At 65.9% G+C, this 17,456-nt stretch carries 10 protein-coding genes; 4 read left to right on the top strand and 6 right to left on the bottom strand.

Annotated elements, in window-relative coordinates; translation table 11 throughout:
- Entirely contained in the window at window positions 1–1,443 is a 1,443-nt protein-coding gene (pmbA, locus tag C8C93_RS12690; protein WP_121507131.1) for a metalloprotease PmbA, read from the bottom strand.
- A gap of 64 nt (window positions 1,444–1,507) precedes the next feature.
- Between pmbA and yjgA the strand changes: the two genes are divergently transcribed.
- Together yjgA and mog are read left to right on the top strand one after the other, a co-directional pair.
- Window positions 1,508–2,179, top strand: coding sequence for a ribosome biogenesis factor YjgA (gene yjgA, locus C8C93_RS12695; protein WP_121507132.1), 672 nt, complete (start codon window positions 1,508–1,510; stop codon window positions 2,177–2,179).
- A complete protein-coding gene (gene mog, locus C8C93_RS12700; RefSeq protein ID WP_121507133.1) occupies window positions 2,172–2,780 on the top strand; it encodes a molybdopterin adenylyltransferase in 609 nt (202 codons plus the stop codon). The genes yjgA and mog overlap by 8 nt, the downstream gene beginning before the upstream one ends.
- A 106-nt stretch (window positions 2,781–2,886) precedes the next feature.
- Here mog and cysE read toward each other — a convergent pair whose 3' ends face one another.
- Window positions 2,887–3,666 carry a serine O-acetyltransferase gene (gene cysE / locus C8C93_RS12705; RefSeq protein ID WP_055400178.1) on the bottom strand — a complete coding sequence of 260 codons (780 nt, stop codon included), beginning with the start codon at window positions 3,664–3,666 and terminating at the stop codon, window positions 2,887–2,889.
- Window positions 3,667–3,701: 35 nt separating this feature from the next.
- On the bottom strand, window positions 3,702–4,505 hold the full coding sequence (locus tag C8C93_RS12710) for an RNA methyltransferase (RefSeq protein ID WP_121507134.1): 804 nt from the start codon (window positions 4,503–4,505) through the stop codon (window positions 3,702–3,704).
- A 175-nt stretch (window positions 4,506–4,680) separates the two neighbouring features.
- Here C8C93_RS12710 and C8C93_RS12715 point away from each other — a divergent pair, with 175 nt between their 5' ends.
- Window positions 4,681–5,637, top strand: coding sequence for an inositol monophosphatase family protein (locus tag C8C93_RS12715; RefSeq protein WP_121507135.1), 957 nt, complete (start codon window positions 4,681–4,683; stop codon window positions 5,635–5,637).
- Between the two features lie 223 nt (window positions 5,638–5,860).
- Here C8C93_RS12715 and C8C93_RS12720 read toward each other — a convergent pair whose 3' ends face one another.
- The 3 genes from C8C93_RS12720 to C8C93_RS12730 are packed head-to-tail and all read right to left on the bottom strand — an operon-like array spanning window position 5,861 to window position 14,506.
- The gene (locus tag C8C93_RS12720; protein WP_055400172.1) at window positions 5,861–6,991 is read right to left on the bottom strand and encodes a two-component system response regulator; all 1,131 of its coding nucleotides are present in this window, start codon (window positions 6,989–6,991) and stop codon (window positions 5,861–5,863) included.
- A gap of 24 nt (window positions 6,992–7,015) precedes the next feature.
- Complete coding sequence (locus C8C93_RS12725; RefSeq protein WP_121507136.1) at window positions 7,016–11,917, bottom strand: PAS domain S-box protein; 4,902 nt, start codon at window positions 11,915–11,917, stop codon at window positions 7,016–7,018.
- A 42-nt stretch (window positions 11,918–11,959) separates the two neighbouring features.
- Window positions 11,960–14,506 (bottom strand): bifunctional diguanylate cyclase/phosphodiesterase, encoded by a 2,547-nt coding sequence (locus C8C93_RS12730; RefSeq protein WP_233559369.1) that lies wholly within the window; start codon window positions 14,504–14,506, stop codon window positions 11,960–11,962.
- A 282-nt stretch (window positions 14,507–14,788) separates the two neighbouring features.
- Between C8C93_RS12730 and mutS the strand changes: the two genes are divergently transcribed.
- Window positions 14,789–17,407, top strand: a complete 2,619-nt coding sequence (gene mutS, locus C8C93_RS12735) for a DNA mismatch repair protein MutS (protein WP_121507137.1) — start codon at window positions 14,789–14,791, stop codon at window positions 17,405–17,407.
- Window positions 17,408–17,456 lie beyond the last annotated feature (49 nt).

Here is a 17,456-nt window from a genome sequence, read left to right on the forward strand (position 1 = left end):
TTAGCTCCCCGCCACCTTCATGCGGTTGACCAGGATGGAGCCCACGGTCTTGGCGCCGTAGTTGTAGGCATCCGCACCCACGGCCTCAATGCCCTTGAGCATGTCTTTGAGGTTGCCCGCGATGGTGATCTCGTGCACCGGGTAGGCGATCTTGCCGTTCTCCACCCAGAAGCCGCTCGCGCCGCGCGAATAGTCGCCGGTCACGTAGTTCACGCCCTGGCCCATCAGCTCCACCACAAAGAGGCCCGTGCCCAGCTTTTGCAGCATGGCGTCGAGGTTGTCGCTGGCTTGCGTGAGGCGCGAGGTCATCACCAGGTTGTGCGAGCCGCCCGCATTGCCCGTGGTCTTCATGCCCAGTTTGCGGGCCGAGTAGCTGGACAGGAAGTAGCCCTCGACGCGCCCTCCTTTGACCACCTTGCGCGGCGCCACGCGCACGCCTTCTTCGTCGAACGGCGAGCTGCCCTTGCCGCGCAGGATGAAGGGGTCTTCCAGGATGTCGATGTGCTTGGGGAAGACCATCTTGCCCAGCGAGTCGAGCAAGAAGCTGCTCTTGCGGTACAGCGAGCCGCCGCTGACGGCCTGCACAAAGCCGCCCAGCAGGCCGGCGGCCAGGGTGGATTCGAACAACACCGGGCATTGCGTGGTGGGGATCTTGCGGCTGCCCAGGCGGCTCAACGCGCGCTGCGCGGCGTAGCGGCCCACGGCCTCGGGCGATGCCAGTTCGGTGGCGTCGCGCATGGAGCTGTACCAGGCATCGCGCTGCATCTCGGCGTTGCGGCCGGGCAGCGAGGCGATGGGTGCGACGGAGAAGCTGTGGCGCGAACTGGCATAGCCGCCGCGAAAGCCGCGTGTGTGGGCGCTGAAGAAGTGGCTTTGCTGGGCCGACACGCCCGCGCCTTCGCTGTTGGTGATGCGGCGGTGCGTCTTGAGCGCGGCGGCCTCGCAGGCCTTGGCGATTTCAGCGGCCTCTTCGCTGGTGATGGCCCAGGGGTGGAACAGGTCCAGATCGCGGTGCGTGTCGGCCGGGGCGATGTCATCTGCGTCCGGCAGGCCTGCCATGGGATCTTCGGCCGTGAAACGGGCGATATCGTAGGCTGCCTGCACGGTCTGCTCGATGGCCTTGTTCGAGAAATCGGAAGTGCTGGCGTTGCCACGGCGTTTGCCAAGGTACACCGTCACGCCCAGGGATTTATCGCGGTTGCGCTCCACGTTCTCCAGCTCGCCCTTGCGCACGCTGACCGACAGGCCGCAGCCCTCGGACGCCTCGGCGCCTGCGTCGGTGGCGCCGAGCTTTTTGGCATGGGCCAGGGCGCGGTCCACCAGGTCTTCAAAGAACGCGCGGCTGTAGCTGAAGCCGTTGTCAGGGGTGCGGGAGGTGGCAGGCGCGGGCGCAGCGGCAGCCGCGCTTTGGGCGCGCGCGGCGCGGGTGGAGGGTTTATTCATAGCGGCAGCTATGATACTTGCCGCTGTGGCGCGCTCTGCGCCGCTTCTCTTTTTGCCCCCACCCATGTCACGCAAACCCAAAAAAGGCTACTTTGTGCGAGGCCAGTTCGTTGCCGAAGGCAGCGAAATGGACATTCAGCTCAAGGCCGAACTCAAAGGCACGCCCGATGCCAGCCGCACCGATCTCAAGCGCGAAAGCGACGAACTGCAGGAGCTGGGCAAAGAGCTTTTGAGCTTGCGCGCCGACCTGTTCGAGGCGGTGGGTCTGCCCGACAAGCTGGTGGACGCGCTGGCCGAGGCCAAGCGCATCACCAACTTTGAGGGCAAACGCCGCCAGATGCAGTACGTGGGCAAGATCATGCGCAAGCTCGAACCCGAGCTGGTGCAGGCCGCCCGCCAGGCGCTGGAAGAGCAGCACAAGGGCTCGGCCACCGAAAAGATGCAGTTGCACCTGGCCGAACACTGGCGCGACCGCCTGATTGCCGACGATGACGCGCTGGCCCCTTGGATGGCCGAGCACCCCACCACCGACACGCAGCAGTTGCGCGCGCTAATCCGCCAAGCCCGCAAGGATGCACAGCCTGCGGGCAAGGAGGCCAATGTCCAGGTCTCGCAAGGCCTGGCCCCGCGCAAGGGCCGCGCCTACCGCGAGCTGTTCCAGCTGGTGCGCGAGCACCTGGGCGGCACGGGTGCAGACGACGCCAGCGATACCGATGAGGACCACGGCGATGAGTGAGCCTTCTGCCCTGCACGACCCGGTGAAGATCGGCATCGTCTCCATCAGCGACCGCGCCAGCAGCGGTGTCTATGAAGACAAGGGCCTGCCCGCGCTGCAGGACTGGCTCACACGCGCGCTGCACAACCCCACCACCTTCGAATCCCGCCTGATCCCCGACGAGCAGGACGGCATCAGCGCGGCGCTGATCGAACTGGTGAACGCAGGTTGTTGCCTGGTGCTGACCACCGGCGGCACGGGCCCTGCCTTGCGCGACGTGACGCCCGAGGCCACGTTGGCCGTGGCGCACAAGGAGATGCCGGGCTTTGGCGAGCAGATGCGCCAGATCAGCCTGAAGTTCGTGCCCACCGCCATCCTCTCGCGCCAGGTGGCCGTCGTGCGCGACCAGAGCCTCATCATCAACCTGCCCGGCCAGCCCAAGGCCATTGCCGAGACGCTGGAGGGCTTGAAGGATGCGGATGGCAAGCAAATCGTGCCGGGCATCTTTGCGGCGGTACCGTACTGCATCGATCTGATTGGCGGGCCGTACCTGGAAACGCGGGACGAGGTCTGCAAAGCGTTCCGCCCCAAGAGCGCTGTGCGGGCAACTCGCCCAGCTTGATACTTCAGAATCTGAAGCAAATATAGCCGCTAGCGCTTAATCTATAAACGCAAACAGCTATATTTTTCATAGCAACAAAATAAAACAGGGCAGCGCAGGCACGCCGCTACTTGCCCACCAACTCGTTGAGCTTGCCTGCCTCGAACTGTTCCTTGAGCGCGGCGTCACACGGCACGCAGTCCTTGTTCTGTGGGTTGGTGGACAGCTTCTCGATGGCCTGCCACAGCAGCGCAATCTGGTGCTCCTGCGACGAGGCGTTATCGATCAACCCGCGCATGGCCTGCGAGAGCGGATCGTCCTCCTGCGTGATGCCATAGGCCGTGAACTTGCGCGCCTGCTGCGGCTCGGTCACGTCCGCGCTTTCGCCAGCTTTGGACGGGATGATCCGGGCCGGAATGCCCACCGCCGTGGCGCCCGCAGGCACCGGCTTGATGACCACGGCATTGCTGCCGATCTTCGCGCCGTCACCCACTTCAAAGCCGCCGAGCACCTTGGCGCCCGCACTCACCACCACGTCCTTGCCCAACGTGGGATGGCGCTTGGCACCTTTGTACAGCGAGGTACCGCCCAGCGTGACGCCCTGGTAGATGGTGCAGCCGTCGCCGATCTCGGCCGTCTCGCCCACCACCACGCCCATCGCATGGTCGAAGAACACGCGCTCGCCAATCTTCGCGCCGGGGTGAATCTCGATGCCCGTGAACCAGCGCGCAAAATGCGAAATAAAGCGACCGAGCCATTTCAGGCCGTGGTGCCAGCACCAGTGCGCGGGGCGATGCAGCCAGATCGCGTGCAGGCCCGGATAACAGGTGATCACCTCCCACGTGCTGCGCGCGGCAGGATCGCGGTCGAGGATGCACTGGATATCGGAGCGCAGGCGGGCGAACATCGGTTCTTTTCGTTATGTGTTTATGGCCGCACAGTCTAGCGTTTCGCCTCAGCGGCCTCGATCATGGCTTTGGCGACACCTCTCAAGATGTGGATTTCTTCAGGGCTGAGCTGCGCGCGATTGAAAAGCTGGTTAAGGCGGGGCATGAGCTTCTTGGGTGCGGCGGGGTCCAGAAAGCCGATGGTGGTAAGCGCCTGCTCCCAGTGGCCCAGCATGCCCGCCACCTGCGCTGCGTCGGCCAGGGCGCGCGCGGGAGTTGCGTCCAACACCGGGAACCCGCCCAGCGCCATGCGCCATTCGTAGGCAATCACCTGGATGGCGGCGCCGAGGTTGAGCGAGCCAAAGCCGGGGTTGGTCGGAATCGACAGTGCTACGTGGCAGCGGTAGACGTCCTCGTTGGCCATGCCAAAACGCTCGGAGCCAAACAGGAAGGCGACACCGGCCTGGCCGGCTGCCGCAGCCGATGGATCTTCTGGATTTGAGGTGTTTTTGACCTCTAGCGCTTTTCCACCAAGCGCTAACAGCTCTTGTTTTAATAGCAACTCGAAATGGGCACGCGGCGCAGCCGTGGGCGGCCCGAAGTCGCGCGGGGTCATCGCCGTGGCGCACAGGTGGCTCATGCCGTCCAGCGCCTCATCGAGCGTTGCCACGATGCGGGCGTTCTCCAGCACGTCGAGCGCGCCACTGGCACGCTGGATGGTTTCCTCGCGCCGCAGCACGTTGGCCCAGCGCGGGGCCACCAGCACCAGGTCATCAAAACCCATGGTTTTCATGGCGCGGGCGGCAGCGCCCACATTGCCGGCGTGGCTGGTGTTGATCAGGACAAAACGGGTCTTCATGGGCAGGTGCAGGACAAGGGAAAAGGCAAGCGGTTAGGCGAAAAAGAGGCTCTGCGGGTAAAATCCTGCCCTCATTGTCGCCGCCCGCATCGCCGGGTCGGATCGCACCGCTCCTGATTCGCAGGCTGCCTCGCTTCATTGTTGACGCACGGCGCCCTGCTCACCACCACAATTTATGTCGTCCAACCTGCACCCCATGCTTAACGTGGCCATCAAGGCCGCACGCGCCGCCGGCGCCATCATCAACCGCGCGGCCCTTGACGTGGAATCGGTGCGGATCTCGCAAAAGCAGATCAACGACTTTGTGACCGAAGTGGACCACGCGTCCGAAAAAATCATCATCGAGACGCTGCTGACGGCCTACCCCGGCCACGGCATCCTGGCCGAAGAGTCGGGCAGCGAATACGGCGCCAAGGATTCGGAATTTGTCTGGATCATCGACCCGCTGGACGGCACCACCAACTTCATCCACGGCTTTCCCGTGTACTGCGTCAGCATCGCGCTGGCGGTGCGCGGCAAGGTCGAGCAGGCTGTCATCTATGACCCCTCGCGCAACGACCTGTTCACCGCCACCAAGGGCCGTGGCGCCTACCTGAACGAACGCCGCATCCGCGTGAGCAAGCGCACCCAGCTCAAGGACTGCCTGATCTCCACGGGCTTCCCCTTCCGCCCGGGCGACAACTTCAAGAGCTACCTGAACATGATGGCCGACGTGATGCAGCGCACCGCCGGCCTGCGCCGCCCCGGCGCCGCCGCGCTGGACCTGGCCTATGTGGCTGCGGGCTTCACCGATGGTTTCTTTGAAACCGGCCTGTCGATCTGGGACGTGGCTGCGGGCTCGCTGCTGGTGACCGAGGCCGGTGGCCTGGTGGGCAATTTCACGGGCGAAGCGGACTTTCTGGAGCAGCGCGAGTGCCTGGCCGGCAGCCCCCGCATCTACGGCCAGCTGGTGCCTATTCTGGGCAAATACAGCAAGTTTGCGAGCGCTGGCGACAAGGCGGCTGTGCGCCAGGCGGCTGCGACAGACGCACCCCTCAGCGCTGAAGCCGAGGCTGCAGCCGATGTGGAGTCCGACACCACAGGTGCCGCCCCACAGGCCGACGCCCCCAAGAGCGAAGACGCGCCGTTCTAAACCCATCCACCGCGCACGGCAGTTAGGCCAGCACACGATGACCAATGGTGAGATCTCCTAGCTGAACCGTGCAGCGGGCGAGACGCACACCAGGGCAGCCGTGCAAGGGCCGCCAAGCCGAATGTGCGGCGTTTCACTTGCGTGCACTGGCTGCGTCCCCCTTCCCGAATTGCGTAGCAATTCGGGAAGGGGGAAGCGACGAAGTCGCTCAGGGGGTTGTCCTTTATCCAGGGTCGGGGTATTTCTGGGCAATGCTGCGGAAGTCTTCCGCAATGTCCACAAACGCATCCACCATGTCGGGGTCAAAGTGCGTGCCCTTGCCGCGAATGATGGTGTTGCAGGCCTGGTCGTGTGAAAACGCGGGCTTGTAGACGCGCTTGCTGATGAGTGCGTCGTACACATCGGCCACGGCCATGAGGCGCGCCGACACCGGGATGGCATCGCCCGCCAGGCCCTGCGGGTAGCCTGAGCCATCCCACTTCTCCTGGTGGCTGTAGGCGATCTCCTTGGACACGCTCAAGAACGCCACGCGCATGCCCAGGCGCCGCTCGGCTTCGTCGATGGCGTTGCGGCCCAGGGTGGTGTGGGTTTTCATGATCTCGAACTCTTCCACCGTGAGTTTGCCGGGTTTCAGCAAGATGCTGTCGGGGATGCCGATCTTGCCGATGTCATGCAACGGGGCGGACTTGTAGAGCAGCTCGATCATGCGGTCGTTGAGCACGGGCTCGAAACGCGGGTGGTGGCGCAGCCGCTCGGCCAGCGTCTTCACGTACAGCTGGGTGCGGCGAATGTGGTTGCCGGTTTCGTTGTCGCGCGTCTCTGCCAGCGATGTCATGGCCATGATGGTCACGTCCTGGATGGCCTGCACCTCCAGCGTGCGCATGGCCACTTCGCGCTCCAGGTAGGAGCTTTTGTCGCGCAGGAAATCCGCCGTGGCCTTGAGCGCCAGATGGGTGTTGACCCGCGCCAGCAGGATGGGCGGACTGATGGGCTTGGTGATGTAGTCCACGGCCCCCAGGGCCAGGCCCGCGCGCTCGTCGTCGGTGTCGGAACGCGCCGTGAGAAAGATCACCGGGATGTCGCGCGTGGCCGCCGCAGCCTTCAGGCGCCGACACACCTCATAACCATCCATCTCGGGCATCATGATGTCGAGCAGGATCAGGTCGGGAGGGGTGTCGGACTGCGCGATCTTCAGGGCCTTCTCGCCGTGGTTGGCCACCTTCACCAGGAAATGCTCGCGCAGCAGGCTGCCCATGAGGGTGAGATTGTCCGGCGTGTCGTCCACCACCAGCACCGTGGCGATCGGCTTGTCAACAAGAGCGGCCTGTGGGGAGGCAAAGGGCGCGTTGTCCATGGAAGTTCCTGGGTGTTGTGCCGCTCAAGGGGTGTGAACGGCAGGGTGTTCGGGGCCTGACACGGCGGCCATTGCCGACAGTGCTTGCTCAAAATCAAAATTCTGGGTGTACATCTCGACCACCGTGAAGCTGCTCCCCAGCGCAGATCGGAGCACCTGGACATTGTGTTGGAAAAACTCGGGGGCTGCAGGGTCGTCCTGCTCCAGCAGCGTGCGCAGCTTTTGCAGGACCGCCGTGGCGCCCACTCCCTGCAGCGCGGCCCCAGCAGGGGTTTCCAGGCCTTCCGGCCGCCCCGTTTGCTGCCCCTGCATCCACGCCTGCAATCCCGTCAGCAGGGGCTGCAACGCAGCGCCCAGGGTGGCCGTCAGTCCCGCGGACATTTCGGCATGCGCCCCACTGCGCAAGGCCTGCTCCAGCGCTTGTGCATGGGCCGACACCTCCTGCGCGCCAATGTTGGCCGCGACCGAGCGCAGGGTGTGGGCCAGCCGCTCGGCCAGCACCACATCTGCGCTGGCAATGGCCTGCTCCAGGTGCGCAATCACCGACGACTGGCCTTGCACAAATCGCCGCAGCATCTCGGCGTACAAGCCCGGCTTGCCCAAGGCGCGCTGCAGACCCAGGCGGGTGTCCAGCCCGGCAACTGCGGGAAAAGCCGCTGCCACCGCAGCGTCAGCCCCCTCTGGCGCCATCCCATCAGCCACCCAACCCGAACTGGCACCAGCGCCTGCTGCGCGGGGCACCCCCTCCACAGGCGGTTTGCCCAGCCCCGGCCGGGGTCGAATCCAGCGGCTCAGGGCGGCCCACAAGGCCGCAGGCTCGATGGGTTTGGCCACATGGTCGTTCATGCCGGCCGCAAAACAGCGCTGGCGATCGGACTCCATCGCGTTGGCCGTCATGGCCACGATGGGCAGGTGAGCATGGCGCGGATTGCTGCGCAATTGCCGCGTGGCCGTTTCGCCGTCCATGACAGGCATCTGCATGTCCATCAGCACCACGTCATAAGCATTGCGCTCGATGCGGTCGAGGGCGATCTGGCCGTTCTCGGCAACATCCACGGCAAAACCGGCTTCGAGCAAGAGTTCGACCGCCACCATCTGGTTGAGCTCGTTGTCCTCCACCAGCAGCACCGACGCTCCCCGGATCTCCAGCGGCAGCTCGTCGGCAGCAGGCGCGGGGGTGACGGCGCGGCGCGGGCTGTAGATGGAGTGTTCCAGCGGCTGCATCAGCGTGTCGAACAGCAGCGATGCGTTGACGGGTTTGATCAGCACCGTGTCGATGCCCTGAACGCGGGCGGCACGCATCACGTCCTCGCGGCCGTAGGCCGTGACCATGAGCATCTTGGGCACCTGCGCCATGCCCAGGCCCCGGATGTGGCCTGCCAGCTCCACGCCGTCCATGCCCGGCATGTGCCAGTCCAGCAGTAGCAGGCCAAACGGCTGGTGTCGTGCCATGGACTCGCGCAGCCGGTCGAGCGCCTCCAGGCCGGAGTGGGCCTGCTCCACCTCAAAACCCATGGCCAGCAGCATGTCGGACAGCACGGTGGCCGCTGTCTGGTTGTCGTCCACCACCAGCACACGGCGGCCCCGGAGGTCCGGGGGCGGCAGCAGCACGCGCGCGGGTGCACCGCGTTCGAGGGGCACAGTGACCCAGAATGTGGAGCCCTGGCCATAGGTGCTCTGCACCCCCACCTCGCCGCCCATCAGCTCCGCCAGGCTCTTGCAGATAGCCAGGCCCAGGCCCGTGCCGCCATAGCGGCGCGTGGTGGAGGTGTCTGCCTGCTGGAAGCTCTGAAACAGCCGCCCCATCTGCACGGGCGTAAGTCCGATCCCGGTGTCACGCACTTCAAACCGCAGCATCACCCGGTTGCCCTCTGCCTCCAGCAGCCGCACGGCAATGCTGATCTCGCCCGTTTCAGTGAACTTGATGGCGTTGTTGGCAAAGTTGATGAGGATCTGGCCCAGGCGCAGCGAGTCACCCACCAGGTTGGGGGGCACGTCGGCCGCCACATCGCAAACCAGCTCCAGCCCCTTGGCACCGGCCTTGTAGCCCACCACGTCGGACACACTCTCCAGCATGCGGTCGAGCACAAAGGGCTGCTTCTCCACCATGAGCTTGCCCGCCTCGATCTTGGAAAAATCCAGGATGTCGTTGATCACGCCCAGCAGGTGCTGGCCGGCCTGCTGGATCTTGCTCACGTAGTCGTGCTGGCGTGCTGTCAGGCCCGACTTGAGCGCCAGGTGCGACATGCCGATGATCGCGTTCATCGGAGTGCGGATCTCGTGGCTCATGTTGGCCAGGAAGTTGGACTTGAGTGCGGTGGACTCCTCGGCCAGCTCCTTGGCGCGGCGCAGGTCCTGCTCGGCGCGTTGACGGTCGGTGATGTCGACAAAGGTCCCGATGGCCCCGCCCGGCGAGCCGTCGGGCCGCGAGAAGCCGTGCAGCCAGAACAGCGTGTGGTGCACCTTTCCGTCGGCATACGGCAGGTCCACCTCCTTGTGCACCGACTGGACCCCGTGCAAGGCCTCCTGCGCGTCCGCATCGAAGCGTTCGCGCTCGGTCTCGGGCAGGAACGCAAGGTCCCGCACGGTCTTGCCGATCAGTGCCTCGCGCTGTACCCCAAAGGCCTGCTCGTAGGCGCGGTTAAAGCCGATGTACCGGCCGTCCGCGCCCTTGTAGAACAGCGGCACGGGGATGGCGTCAATCAGTGCCTGCTGGAAATCCAGCTGCTCGGCCACCTGCTGTTCCAGCAGCTTTTGTTCGTGGATATCCACGTTGACGCCCACCACCCGCACCGCCCGCCCATTGCCATCGCGAAATATGCGGGCCGCGGACAGGAACCATCGCACCTCACCGTCCGGCCGCACGATGCGCCAGGAATCGCGAAGGTGGGTCTCGCCGCCCGCCAGGGCACTCGAAAAGGCGGCCACCGCGCGGGCGCGATCATCGGGGTGCAGAACCGCCTGCCAGTCACGCTGGGAGCGCACCTCCGTGCCCGGCGCCAGGCCGAGCAACGCCAGCAGCTTCTCGCTCCACAGCACCTGGGAGGTGAGCAGGTCAATGTCGAACACACCGATCTTGCCGGCCTCCTGCGCCAGCTCCAGCCGGTCTTTGGCCTGCTGCATGGCGATCTCGGCCCGGCGCTGCTCGCTGACGTCCTCGATCACCCAGAGGGATGCGTTCTTGAACCCCTCCATTTGCACGCTGCGTCCTGCCATGCGTGCCTCAAAGCTGTGGCCATCCAGGCGAAACAGCGTCGACACCTGCCGCACGGCGCCCCCGGCGTTCAGCACGGGGCCTACCTGGCCGTAGAACTGCCTTTCGCGGTCTTCCCCACCCAGCAACACCCCGACGTCCAGCCCCAGCAGCTCGGACGCCGTGCTGCCCATCAGCTCCACAAACGCCGGGTTGAACTGCCGGAACTTCCCGTCCCCCACCAGCGCAATGGGGGGCGCGTTGTCAAAGATGGCGGTCTGCTGCTCCAGCAGCTCGTTGAGCAGACGCTCACGCCGCTCCAGCTCCTTCTGTGCCTGGATACGCCCCGAGGCGTCTTCATGCAGGCCAACGATGGCAATGCGCTTGCCACGCTCGTCAAACACGGGCGAGAGCGTAGCCTCGTCGTGGTAGAGGCTTCCGTCCTTGCGGCGGTTGACAAACTGCCCTTGCCACGAGCGGCCCGAAAGCAGCGTGGACCACATCTCCTGGTAGGTCTGCGCCGGGGTCTGGCCACTGGACACCACCGACGGCTTCTTGCCACGCACCTCTTGCAATGTGTAGCCGGAGTTGCGCTCGTACTGCGGATTGACCCAGTCGATGCGCCCGTCTCCATCGGTGATGACCACCGAGACCGGGCTGCTCCCCAGCGCAGCGCCCAATACCCTGAAGCGCTCCAGCGCAGCGCTCACCCGCGCCCGGCTGCGCAGCAGCTCCAGCAGCAGCAGCCCCAGCAGGCTCAGCAGCACGAAGGCAGCCCCTCCCACCTTCAGGCGCTCAGCCCCCGTCATCAGGGTGCTCACGTCATCCAGCATCGCCAGCTGCCACTGGCCGCCGGGGTCGCTCCAATCGACCTGGCGGCGCTCCACTGCGTAGTTCACCCCGTCGATGACAACCTCGCCCGCATCCGGCGCGAAGGGCAGTGAAGAAGCCAGGCCCTTGTCGAAGTGGTTGCCAAACTGGCGCGAAGCGCGGATGGAATCAATGCGCGCCTGCGTGAGCGGCGGCGCCACGGCAAACAGCCACTCGGGCCGCGTCGATGCGAACACCACGCCTTGCGGAGACAACAGCACCGTGGGCAACTGGGTGCTCTTGAGCACCTCGTCAAACAACTCGAACCCCACCTTGAACATCACCACACCGATGATGGAGCTGGAAGGCGTGTCGTTTTCATACAGCGGCGCGGCGTAATAGAGGCCACGCTCCTGCGAGTTGCTGCCAATGGCGGCATACACGCTGATGGCGCCCTTGATGGCCTGCTGAAAATACGGACGAAACGCCAGGTTGATGCCGGTGGATCGGCCCCCCGGCGTCTCGTGCGCCACCACCGTGCCATCGGCCGCCATGACATACACGCCGTTGACCAGAAACCGCCCCCGGGCCACCCCCAGCCGCGCCAGGGCTTCAGGGTCGTCCGGTGCCAGCTGCCCCAGGGCCATGGCCTTGAGCAGCGGCTCGCTCAGGCCTAGCAACGACACCGCGCCCAGCATGCCCCCCCCCGTGATCCGGGCCTGCAGCGTGTCCACGGTCTGCTGCAGCAGCTTGGCGCGCTCATCAGCACGTTGGGCGCCTTGCCAGTGCATGGCCCCCAGCACCACCAGCCAGGCCCCCACCAGTGCCGCAGCCACCACCAGCAACAGACCGCGCACGCCCGGGGCATTGCGGTCCAGCACCTTGCCCAGAAATCCGCCCACGCCCTCACCCACCCGCGTCACGCGGAACCTCCGTCCAAGCCCTGGCCAACCAGCGAGCGGCTCTTACCGAGCGGGATACAGCAAGGCATCAATGTCCCCCACCGGCCCGGGCCGCCCAAACAGATACCCCTGAAACCCCTCACACCCATGCAGCCTCAGGAAACTCAGCTGCCCCGTCGTCTCCACCCCCTCGGCCACCACCTCCAGATCCAGGCTCTTGGCCAGCGCCAGGATGGTCCTCACAATCGCCGCGTCGTTGGGGTCCGTCAGCACGTCCCGCACAAAGCTCTGGTCGATCTTGACCTGGTCCAGGGGCAATCTCTTGAGGTAGCTCAAGGAGGAGTAGCCGGTGCCAAAGTCATCCAGCGCAAAGCCCACGCCTTCGCTCTTGAGCTGCACCATGCGTGCGATGGTGTCTTCGATGTCTCCCAGCAGCAGGCTTTCGGTGAGTTCGAGCTTGAGTTTGCGGGGGTCTGCGTGGTGGTTCTTGAGGGTCTGCAGCACTTCGGCCACGAAGCCCGGTTGCCTGAACTGCCGGGCGCTGACGTTGACCGAGATGGACAGGTGGGCGGTGGCTTCGTGCTGGCCCCAGCGCTGCAGTTGTTCGCAGGCGGTTTGCAGCACGTATTGGCCTAAAGGGAGGATCAGGCCGGTCTGTTCGGCCAGGGGGATGAAGTCGCCGGGGCTGATCATGCCGCGCTGGGGGTGGCGCCAGCGCACCAGGGCTTCTGCGCCCATGAGCTGGGACTGGTGGTCCACGACGGGCTGGTAGTGCACCAGCAGTTCGCCCCGGGCCAGGCCCTGGCGCAGGTCGGCTTCCAGGTTGGAGCGGGCGTTGACGGCCGCTTGCATGTCGGGGTCGAAGAAGCGCTGGGTGTTGCGCCCTGCCGCCTTGGCCTGGTACATGGCCAGGTCGGCGCGTTTGAGGAGTTCGTCCACCGTGAGGCGTTCGTCGCCAAAGAGGGTGATGCCGATGCTGGGGGTGCTGTAGTGCTGGGCGCCGTCCAGGTCGAAGGGCTGGTTCAGGCTGGCCAGGAGTTTCTCGGCCACGGTTTCTGCCTGGGTGGCGGCGTCTTGCAGGTCGGGGGCCAGGGCTTCGAGCATGACGACGAATTCGTCGCCGCCAAAGCGGGCCACGGTGTCGGCTTCGCGCACGCTGCCCACCAGGCGGGTGGCGACCTGGGACAGGAGCTGGTCGCCCATGTCGTGGCCCAGGGTGTCGTTGAGGTCTTTGAAGTTATCGAGGTCGATGAACAGCAGGGCGCCGAGGTTCTTGGTGCGCTGGCAGGCGGCGATGGAGCGTTGCAGGCGGTCCAGCAGCAGGCGGCGGTTGGGCAGGCCTGTGAGGGCGTCGAAGAAGGCCAGGCGCTCGATTTCTTGTTCTGCGCGCTTGCGGTCTGTGATGTCCATGGTGAAGCCATGGGACACCACCGAGCCATCGGGCTCTCGGTGCGGAATGGCATTGGTCATGTGCCAGCGCACGCTGCCGTCGGGCATGCGCACACGGTACTCACACTGCCAGGGCACCAGCCTGCGCACCGACGTGATCGCCGAGCGCTGCACCTGCGGCAGGTCTTCGGGCAACACACGGTGCATGAGCACGCCGTGGTCGGCGGTCACCTGGCTCGGCTCCACCCCCATGAAGTCACGCACCGCATCGCTGATGTACTGCACGCTGGTGCCGCCATCCGCATGCAGTCGGTACTCGTAGATAAAGCCCGGTATGCGGCTGGCAATGCGCTGGATGAACAGCAGCTGCTCGCGCAGCTGTTCGGCCGCGCGGTGTTCGTCCGTCACGTCCTGCACCACGCCCATCACCACCTGCACCCCATCGCGCGGCAACGTGCGCTGCACACGCGACCGCATCCACCGCACTTCGCCATCGGGCCGGCGCCAGCGGTATTCCACATCCAGGCCGGCACCTGGCATGCGGGCCTTGTCGAACACATGGCGGTCCTCGGGCAGGATGCCGCTCACGGCGCGCTCGGGGTCGACCCATTCCTGCTGTTCGAAGCCAGCGATGTCGCACAGGCCGGGCGACCACAGCAGCACCGTTTCGCCCGGGTCTTCGATGCGGCGCCAATGGCCCGTGCGGGCCAGGCTCTCCATGGTGTTGAAGACCTCGGTCTGTTCGCGCAGTTCGCGGCGCACTTCTTCCAGGGCGCGTTCGGACGCTGCCAGCGCGGCACGCAGGGTTTCGGCCTCGGTGGCATCGCGCACGGTGACCACGATGCAGTCGCTGGTCACACGGCGGGCTGACAGATCCCAGGCCAGCAGCAGCCGACCGGGCTCGCGCACCACCTGGCGGCATTCGAGCGGCGCACCCACGCGGGCCACGCCTTGCAGTTGGTCCATGAGGGGGGTGCCCGCCAGCAGGTCAAACACCTCGCAGGCATCCGCTCCGGGGTTGCGCACCGCCCCCAGGCCGGGCATGCGCCGTGCGGCAGCGTTGGCGGCCAGCAGCAGCAGACGGCCGTGCTGCAGCCGGAACTCCATCAAGGCCACCGGAACGGCATCGACCAGCGCCTGCAGACGCGCCTGCGCCATCGGCTCTATGTGGCCCTCGCCAACGGGGGCAAGGAGATCGGTCAACAGTTCGGACGAGATCACGGTCGCTCTGAAACCTTTGAAGCCTGCGGTGGGTAGGAATCCCGCCTGCGCAAGGCGGGGCCGAGGGTCACAGCCAATGTGCCAGCATACAGGCAAGAGTATGTCAAAACGTAACGAACAATAAAAACCTGCGGCATTTGCCCAAGGGAAAACCCGGAGCCCTTCGTGCAGCACGGCGATGACCGTATCCGCCTGGGCCAACGGGCTCCGCCCTCTGCCGCATGCAGTGCAGGCCCGTGGAGCGAACTGCTACAGTCCACGCCTCATTTCTCGGCCCCCAGCATGTCCGACACGCTCGAACACCACACCCCCATGATGCAGCAATACCTGGCCCTCAAGGCCGGGTATCCTGAGACGCTTCTGTTCTACCGCATGGGCGACTTCTACGAGGTCTTCTGGCAAGACGCCGAGAAGGCCGCGCGGCTGCTCGACATCACGCTCACGCAGCGCGGCCAGTCGGGCGGCCAGCCGGTGGTGATGGCGGGTGTGCCCTTCCACGCACTGGAGAACTACCTGGCGCGCCTGATCAAGATGGGCGAATCGGTAGCCATTGCCGAGCAGGTGGGCGAGGTGGGCGCCAGCAAGGGCCCCGTGGAGCGCAAGGTGGTGCGCGTGGTCACGCCCGGCACGCTGACCGACACGGAGCTGCTGTCCGACAAATCCGAATCGCTGCTGATGGCCGTGCACCAGGCGCCGCGTGCGCGCTGTGGACTGGCCTGGCTGAGCGTGACGCAGGGCCGCGTCTTCCTGGCCGAATGTGCGCAGGACGAACTGGGCGCTTGGCTGGCGCGCGTGGCGCCCAGCGAGCTGATCTACAGCGCGGGCGTGACCGAGCGCTTCGAGCAACAACTGCAGGTGCTGCGCCAGGGCGGCGCCTTCACTTGCCCCATGAGCCCCCGCCCCGACTGGCAATTCGACAGCGCCTTGGGCGAACGCAAGCTGCTCGAAAACCTGGGCGCCGCCAGCCTGCAGGCCTGGGGCGCGCAAGACCTGGGCGAGGCCCACGCCGCCGCCGCCGGGCTGCTGACCTATGCCGAACACACGCAGGGCCGCACCCTCACCCACGTGCACAGCGTGCAGGTGCAGCGCAACGACGACCTCATCGACCTGCCCGCCACTACGCGCCGCAACCTGGAACTCGTCAAAACCCTGCGCGGCGACGATGCGCCCACGCTGTTCTCACTGCTGGACACCTGCATGACCGGCATGGGCAGCCGCCTGCTCAAGACCTGGCTGCTGGAGCCGCGCCGCGACCGCGCCGAGGCGCGCCAGCGCCTGTCGGCCACCACCGCGCTGCGCGGTGCGGGCGGCGCCGGTGGCGGCAGCGGCCCCTGGGCCTTGCTGCGCGGCGAACTCAAAGGGGTGAGCGATGTGGAGCGCATCACTGCCCGCATCGCCCTGCGCCAGGTGCGCCCGCGCGAACTGGTGGGCCTGGGCAAAACGCTACTAAAAGCAGAGCTGCTCGCGCTGAATGGACAAGCGCCAGAGCCCTATTTGATTCAAATCTTCGGCCACCTGCAGCCGCCCGAGGGCTGCACCGGCCTGCTGCAGGCCGCCATCGCCGAAGAGCCCGCCGCCCTGGTGCGCGACGGCGGTGTGATCGCCAACGGCTTCGACACCGAGCTGGACGAGTTGCGCGCCATCCAGACCAACTGCGATGCCTTTCTGCTGGATCTGGAAACCCGCGAGAAGGCGCGCACCGGCATCCCCAACCTGCGCGTGCAATTCAACAAGGTGCACGGCTTCTATATTGAAGTGACCGGCAGCCACCTCGACCGCGTACCCGACGACTACCGCCGCCGCCAGACGCTGAAGAACGCCGAGCGCTTCATCACACCCGAGCTGAAAACCTTCGAGGACAAGGCCCTGTCGGCGAACGAGCGTGCGCTGGCCCGCGAGAAGTGGCTGTACGAGCAAATCCTGGACCAGCTGCAGCCCCACGTGCCCGCCCTCACCCGCCTGGCCCAGGCGCTGGCCACGCTGGACGTTTTGTGCACACTCGCCGAACGCTCGCTCACGCTGAACTGGTGCGCGCCGCAGTTCGTGCCCGAGCCCTGCATCGAGATCGAAGGCGGCCGCCACCCCGTGGTCGAAGCCCGTCTGGCCGAGACATCCAGCGGCAGCTTCATCGCCAACCACACGCGCCTGAACGCCAACACGCGCATGCAGGTCATCACCGGCCCCAACATGGGCGGTAAATCAACCTACATGCGCCAGGTCGCGCTGATCGTGCTGCTGGCCAGCATGGGCAGCCATGTGCCCGCCGCGAGCTGCCGCCTGGGGCCCATCGACGCCATCCACACCCGCATCGGCGCGGCGGACGACCTGGCCAATGCGCAATCCACCTTCATGCTGGAGATGACCGAGGCCGCGCAGATATTACACGCGGCCACACCCCACAGCCTGGTGCTGATGGACGAGATCGGCCGGGGCACCAGCACGTTCGACGGCCTGGCCCTTGCCAGCGGCATCGCCACGCACCTGCACGACAAGACCCGCGCCTTCACACTGTTTGCCACGCACTACTTCGAGCTGACCGACCTGCCCGCCAAGGCGCGCCACGCGATCAACATGCATGTGAGCGCCACCGAGAGCGGCACCGACATCGTCTTCCTGCACGAGATCCAGCCCGGCCCGGCCAGCCGCAGCTACGGCATCCAGGTGGCCAAGCTGGCGGGCATGCCCTCGCCCGTGCTGCACCATGCAAGGCATGCGCTGGCGGCGCTGGAAGAGCGGGCGGGCGAAGATGAATTGCAGGTGGACCTGTTCGCTGCGCCCGAGGTGCCTGAGAGTGCGGGCGCCAGCCCGCTGGAAGCTGCGCTGGCAGGCATCAACCCCGACGCGTTGAGCCCGCGCGAGGCGCTGGATGCGCTGTACCAGCTCAAGAAGATGGCGGGCTGACGCAGTCACGCAACCCAGCGGGTAGCACTCCCCACCAAGGCGAGCCCCG

Origin of the sequence: Acidovorax sp. 93 (assembly GCF_003633835.1) — a bacterium.
GTDB lineage: Bacteria > Pseudomonadota > Gammaproteobacteria > Burkholderiales > Burkholderiaceae_C > Acidovorax > Acidovorax facilis.

What these genes read in the sequence shown, in the direction of transcription:
- C8C93_RS12720 (WP_055400172.1), bottom strand. Translation starts at nt 6,991, where the DNA reads ATGGACAACGCGCCCTTTGCCTCCCCACAGGCCGCTCTTGTTGACAAG.
- mutS (WP_121507137.1), top strand. Translation starts at nt 14,789, where the DNA reads ATGTCCGACACGCTCGAACACCACACCCCCATGATGCAGCAATACCTG.
- C8C93_RS12710 (WP_121507134.1), bottom strand. Translation starts at nt 4,505, where the DNA reads ATGAAGACCCGTTTTGTCCTGATCAACACCAGCCACGCCGGCAATGTG.
- cysE (WP_055400178.1), bottom strand. Translation starts at nt 3,666, where the DNA reads ATGTTCGCCCGCCTGCGCTCCGATATCCAGTGCATCCTCGACCGCGAT.
- yjgA (WP_121507132.1), top strand. Translation starts at nt 1,508, where the DNA reads ATGTCACGCAAACCCAAAAAAGGCTACTTTGTGCGAGGCCAGTTCGTT.
- C8C93_RS12715 (WP_121507135.1), top strand. Translation starts at nt 4,681, where the DNA reads ATGTCGTCCAACCTGCACCCCATGCTTAACGTGGCCATCAAGGCCGCA.
- mog (WP_121507133.1), top strand. Translation starts at nt 2,172, where the DNA reads ATGAGTGAGCCTTCTGCCCTGCACGACCCGGTGAAGATCGGCATCGTC.
- pmbA (WP_121507131.1), bottom strand. Translation starts at nt 1,443, where the DNA reads ATGAATAAACCCTCCACCCGCGCCGCGCGCGCCCAAAGCGCGGCTGCC.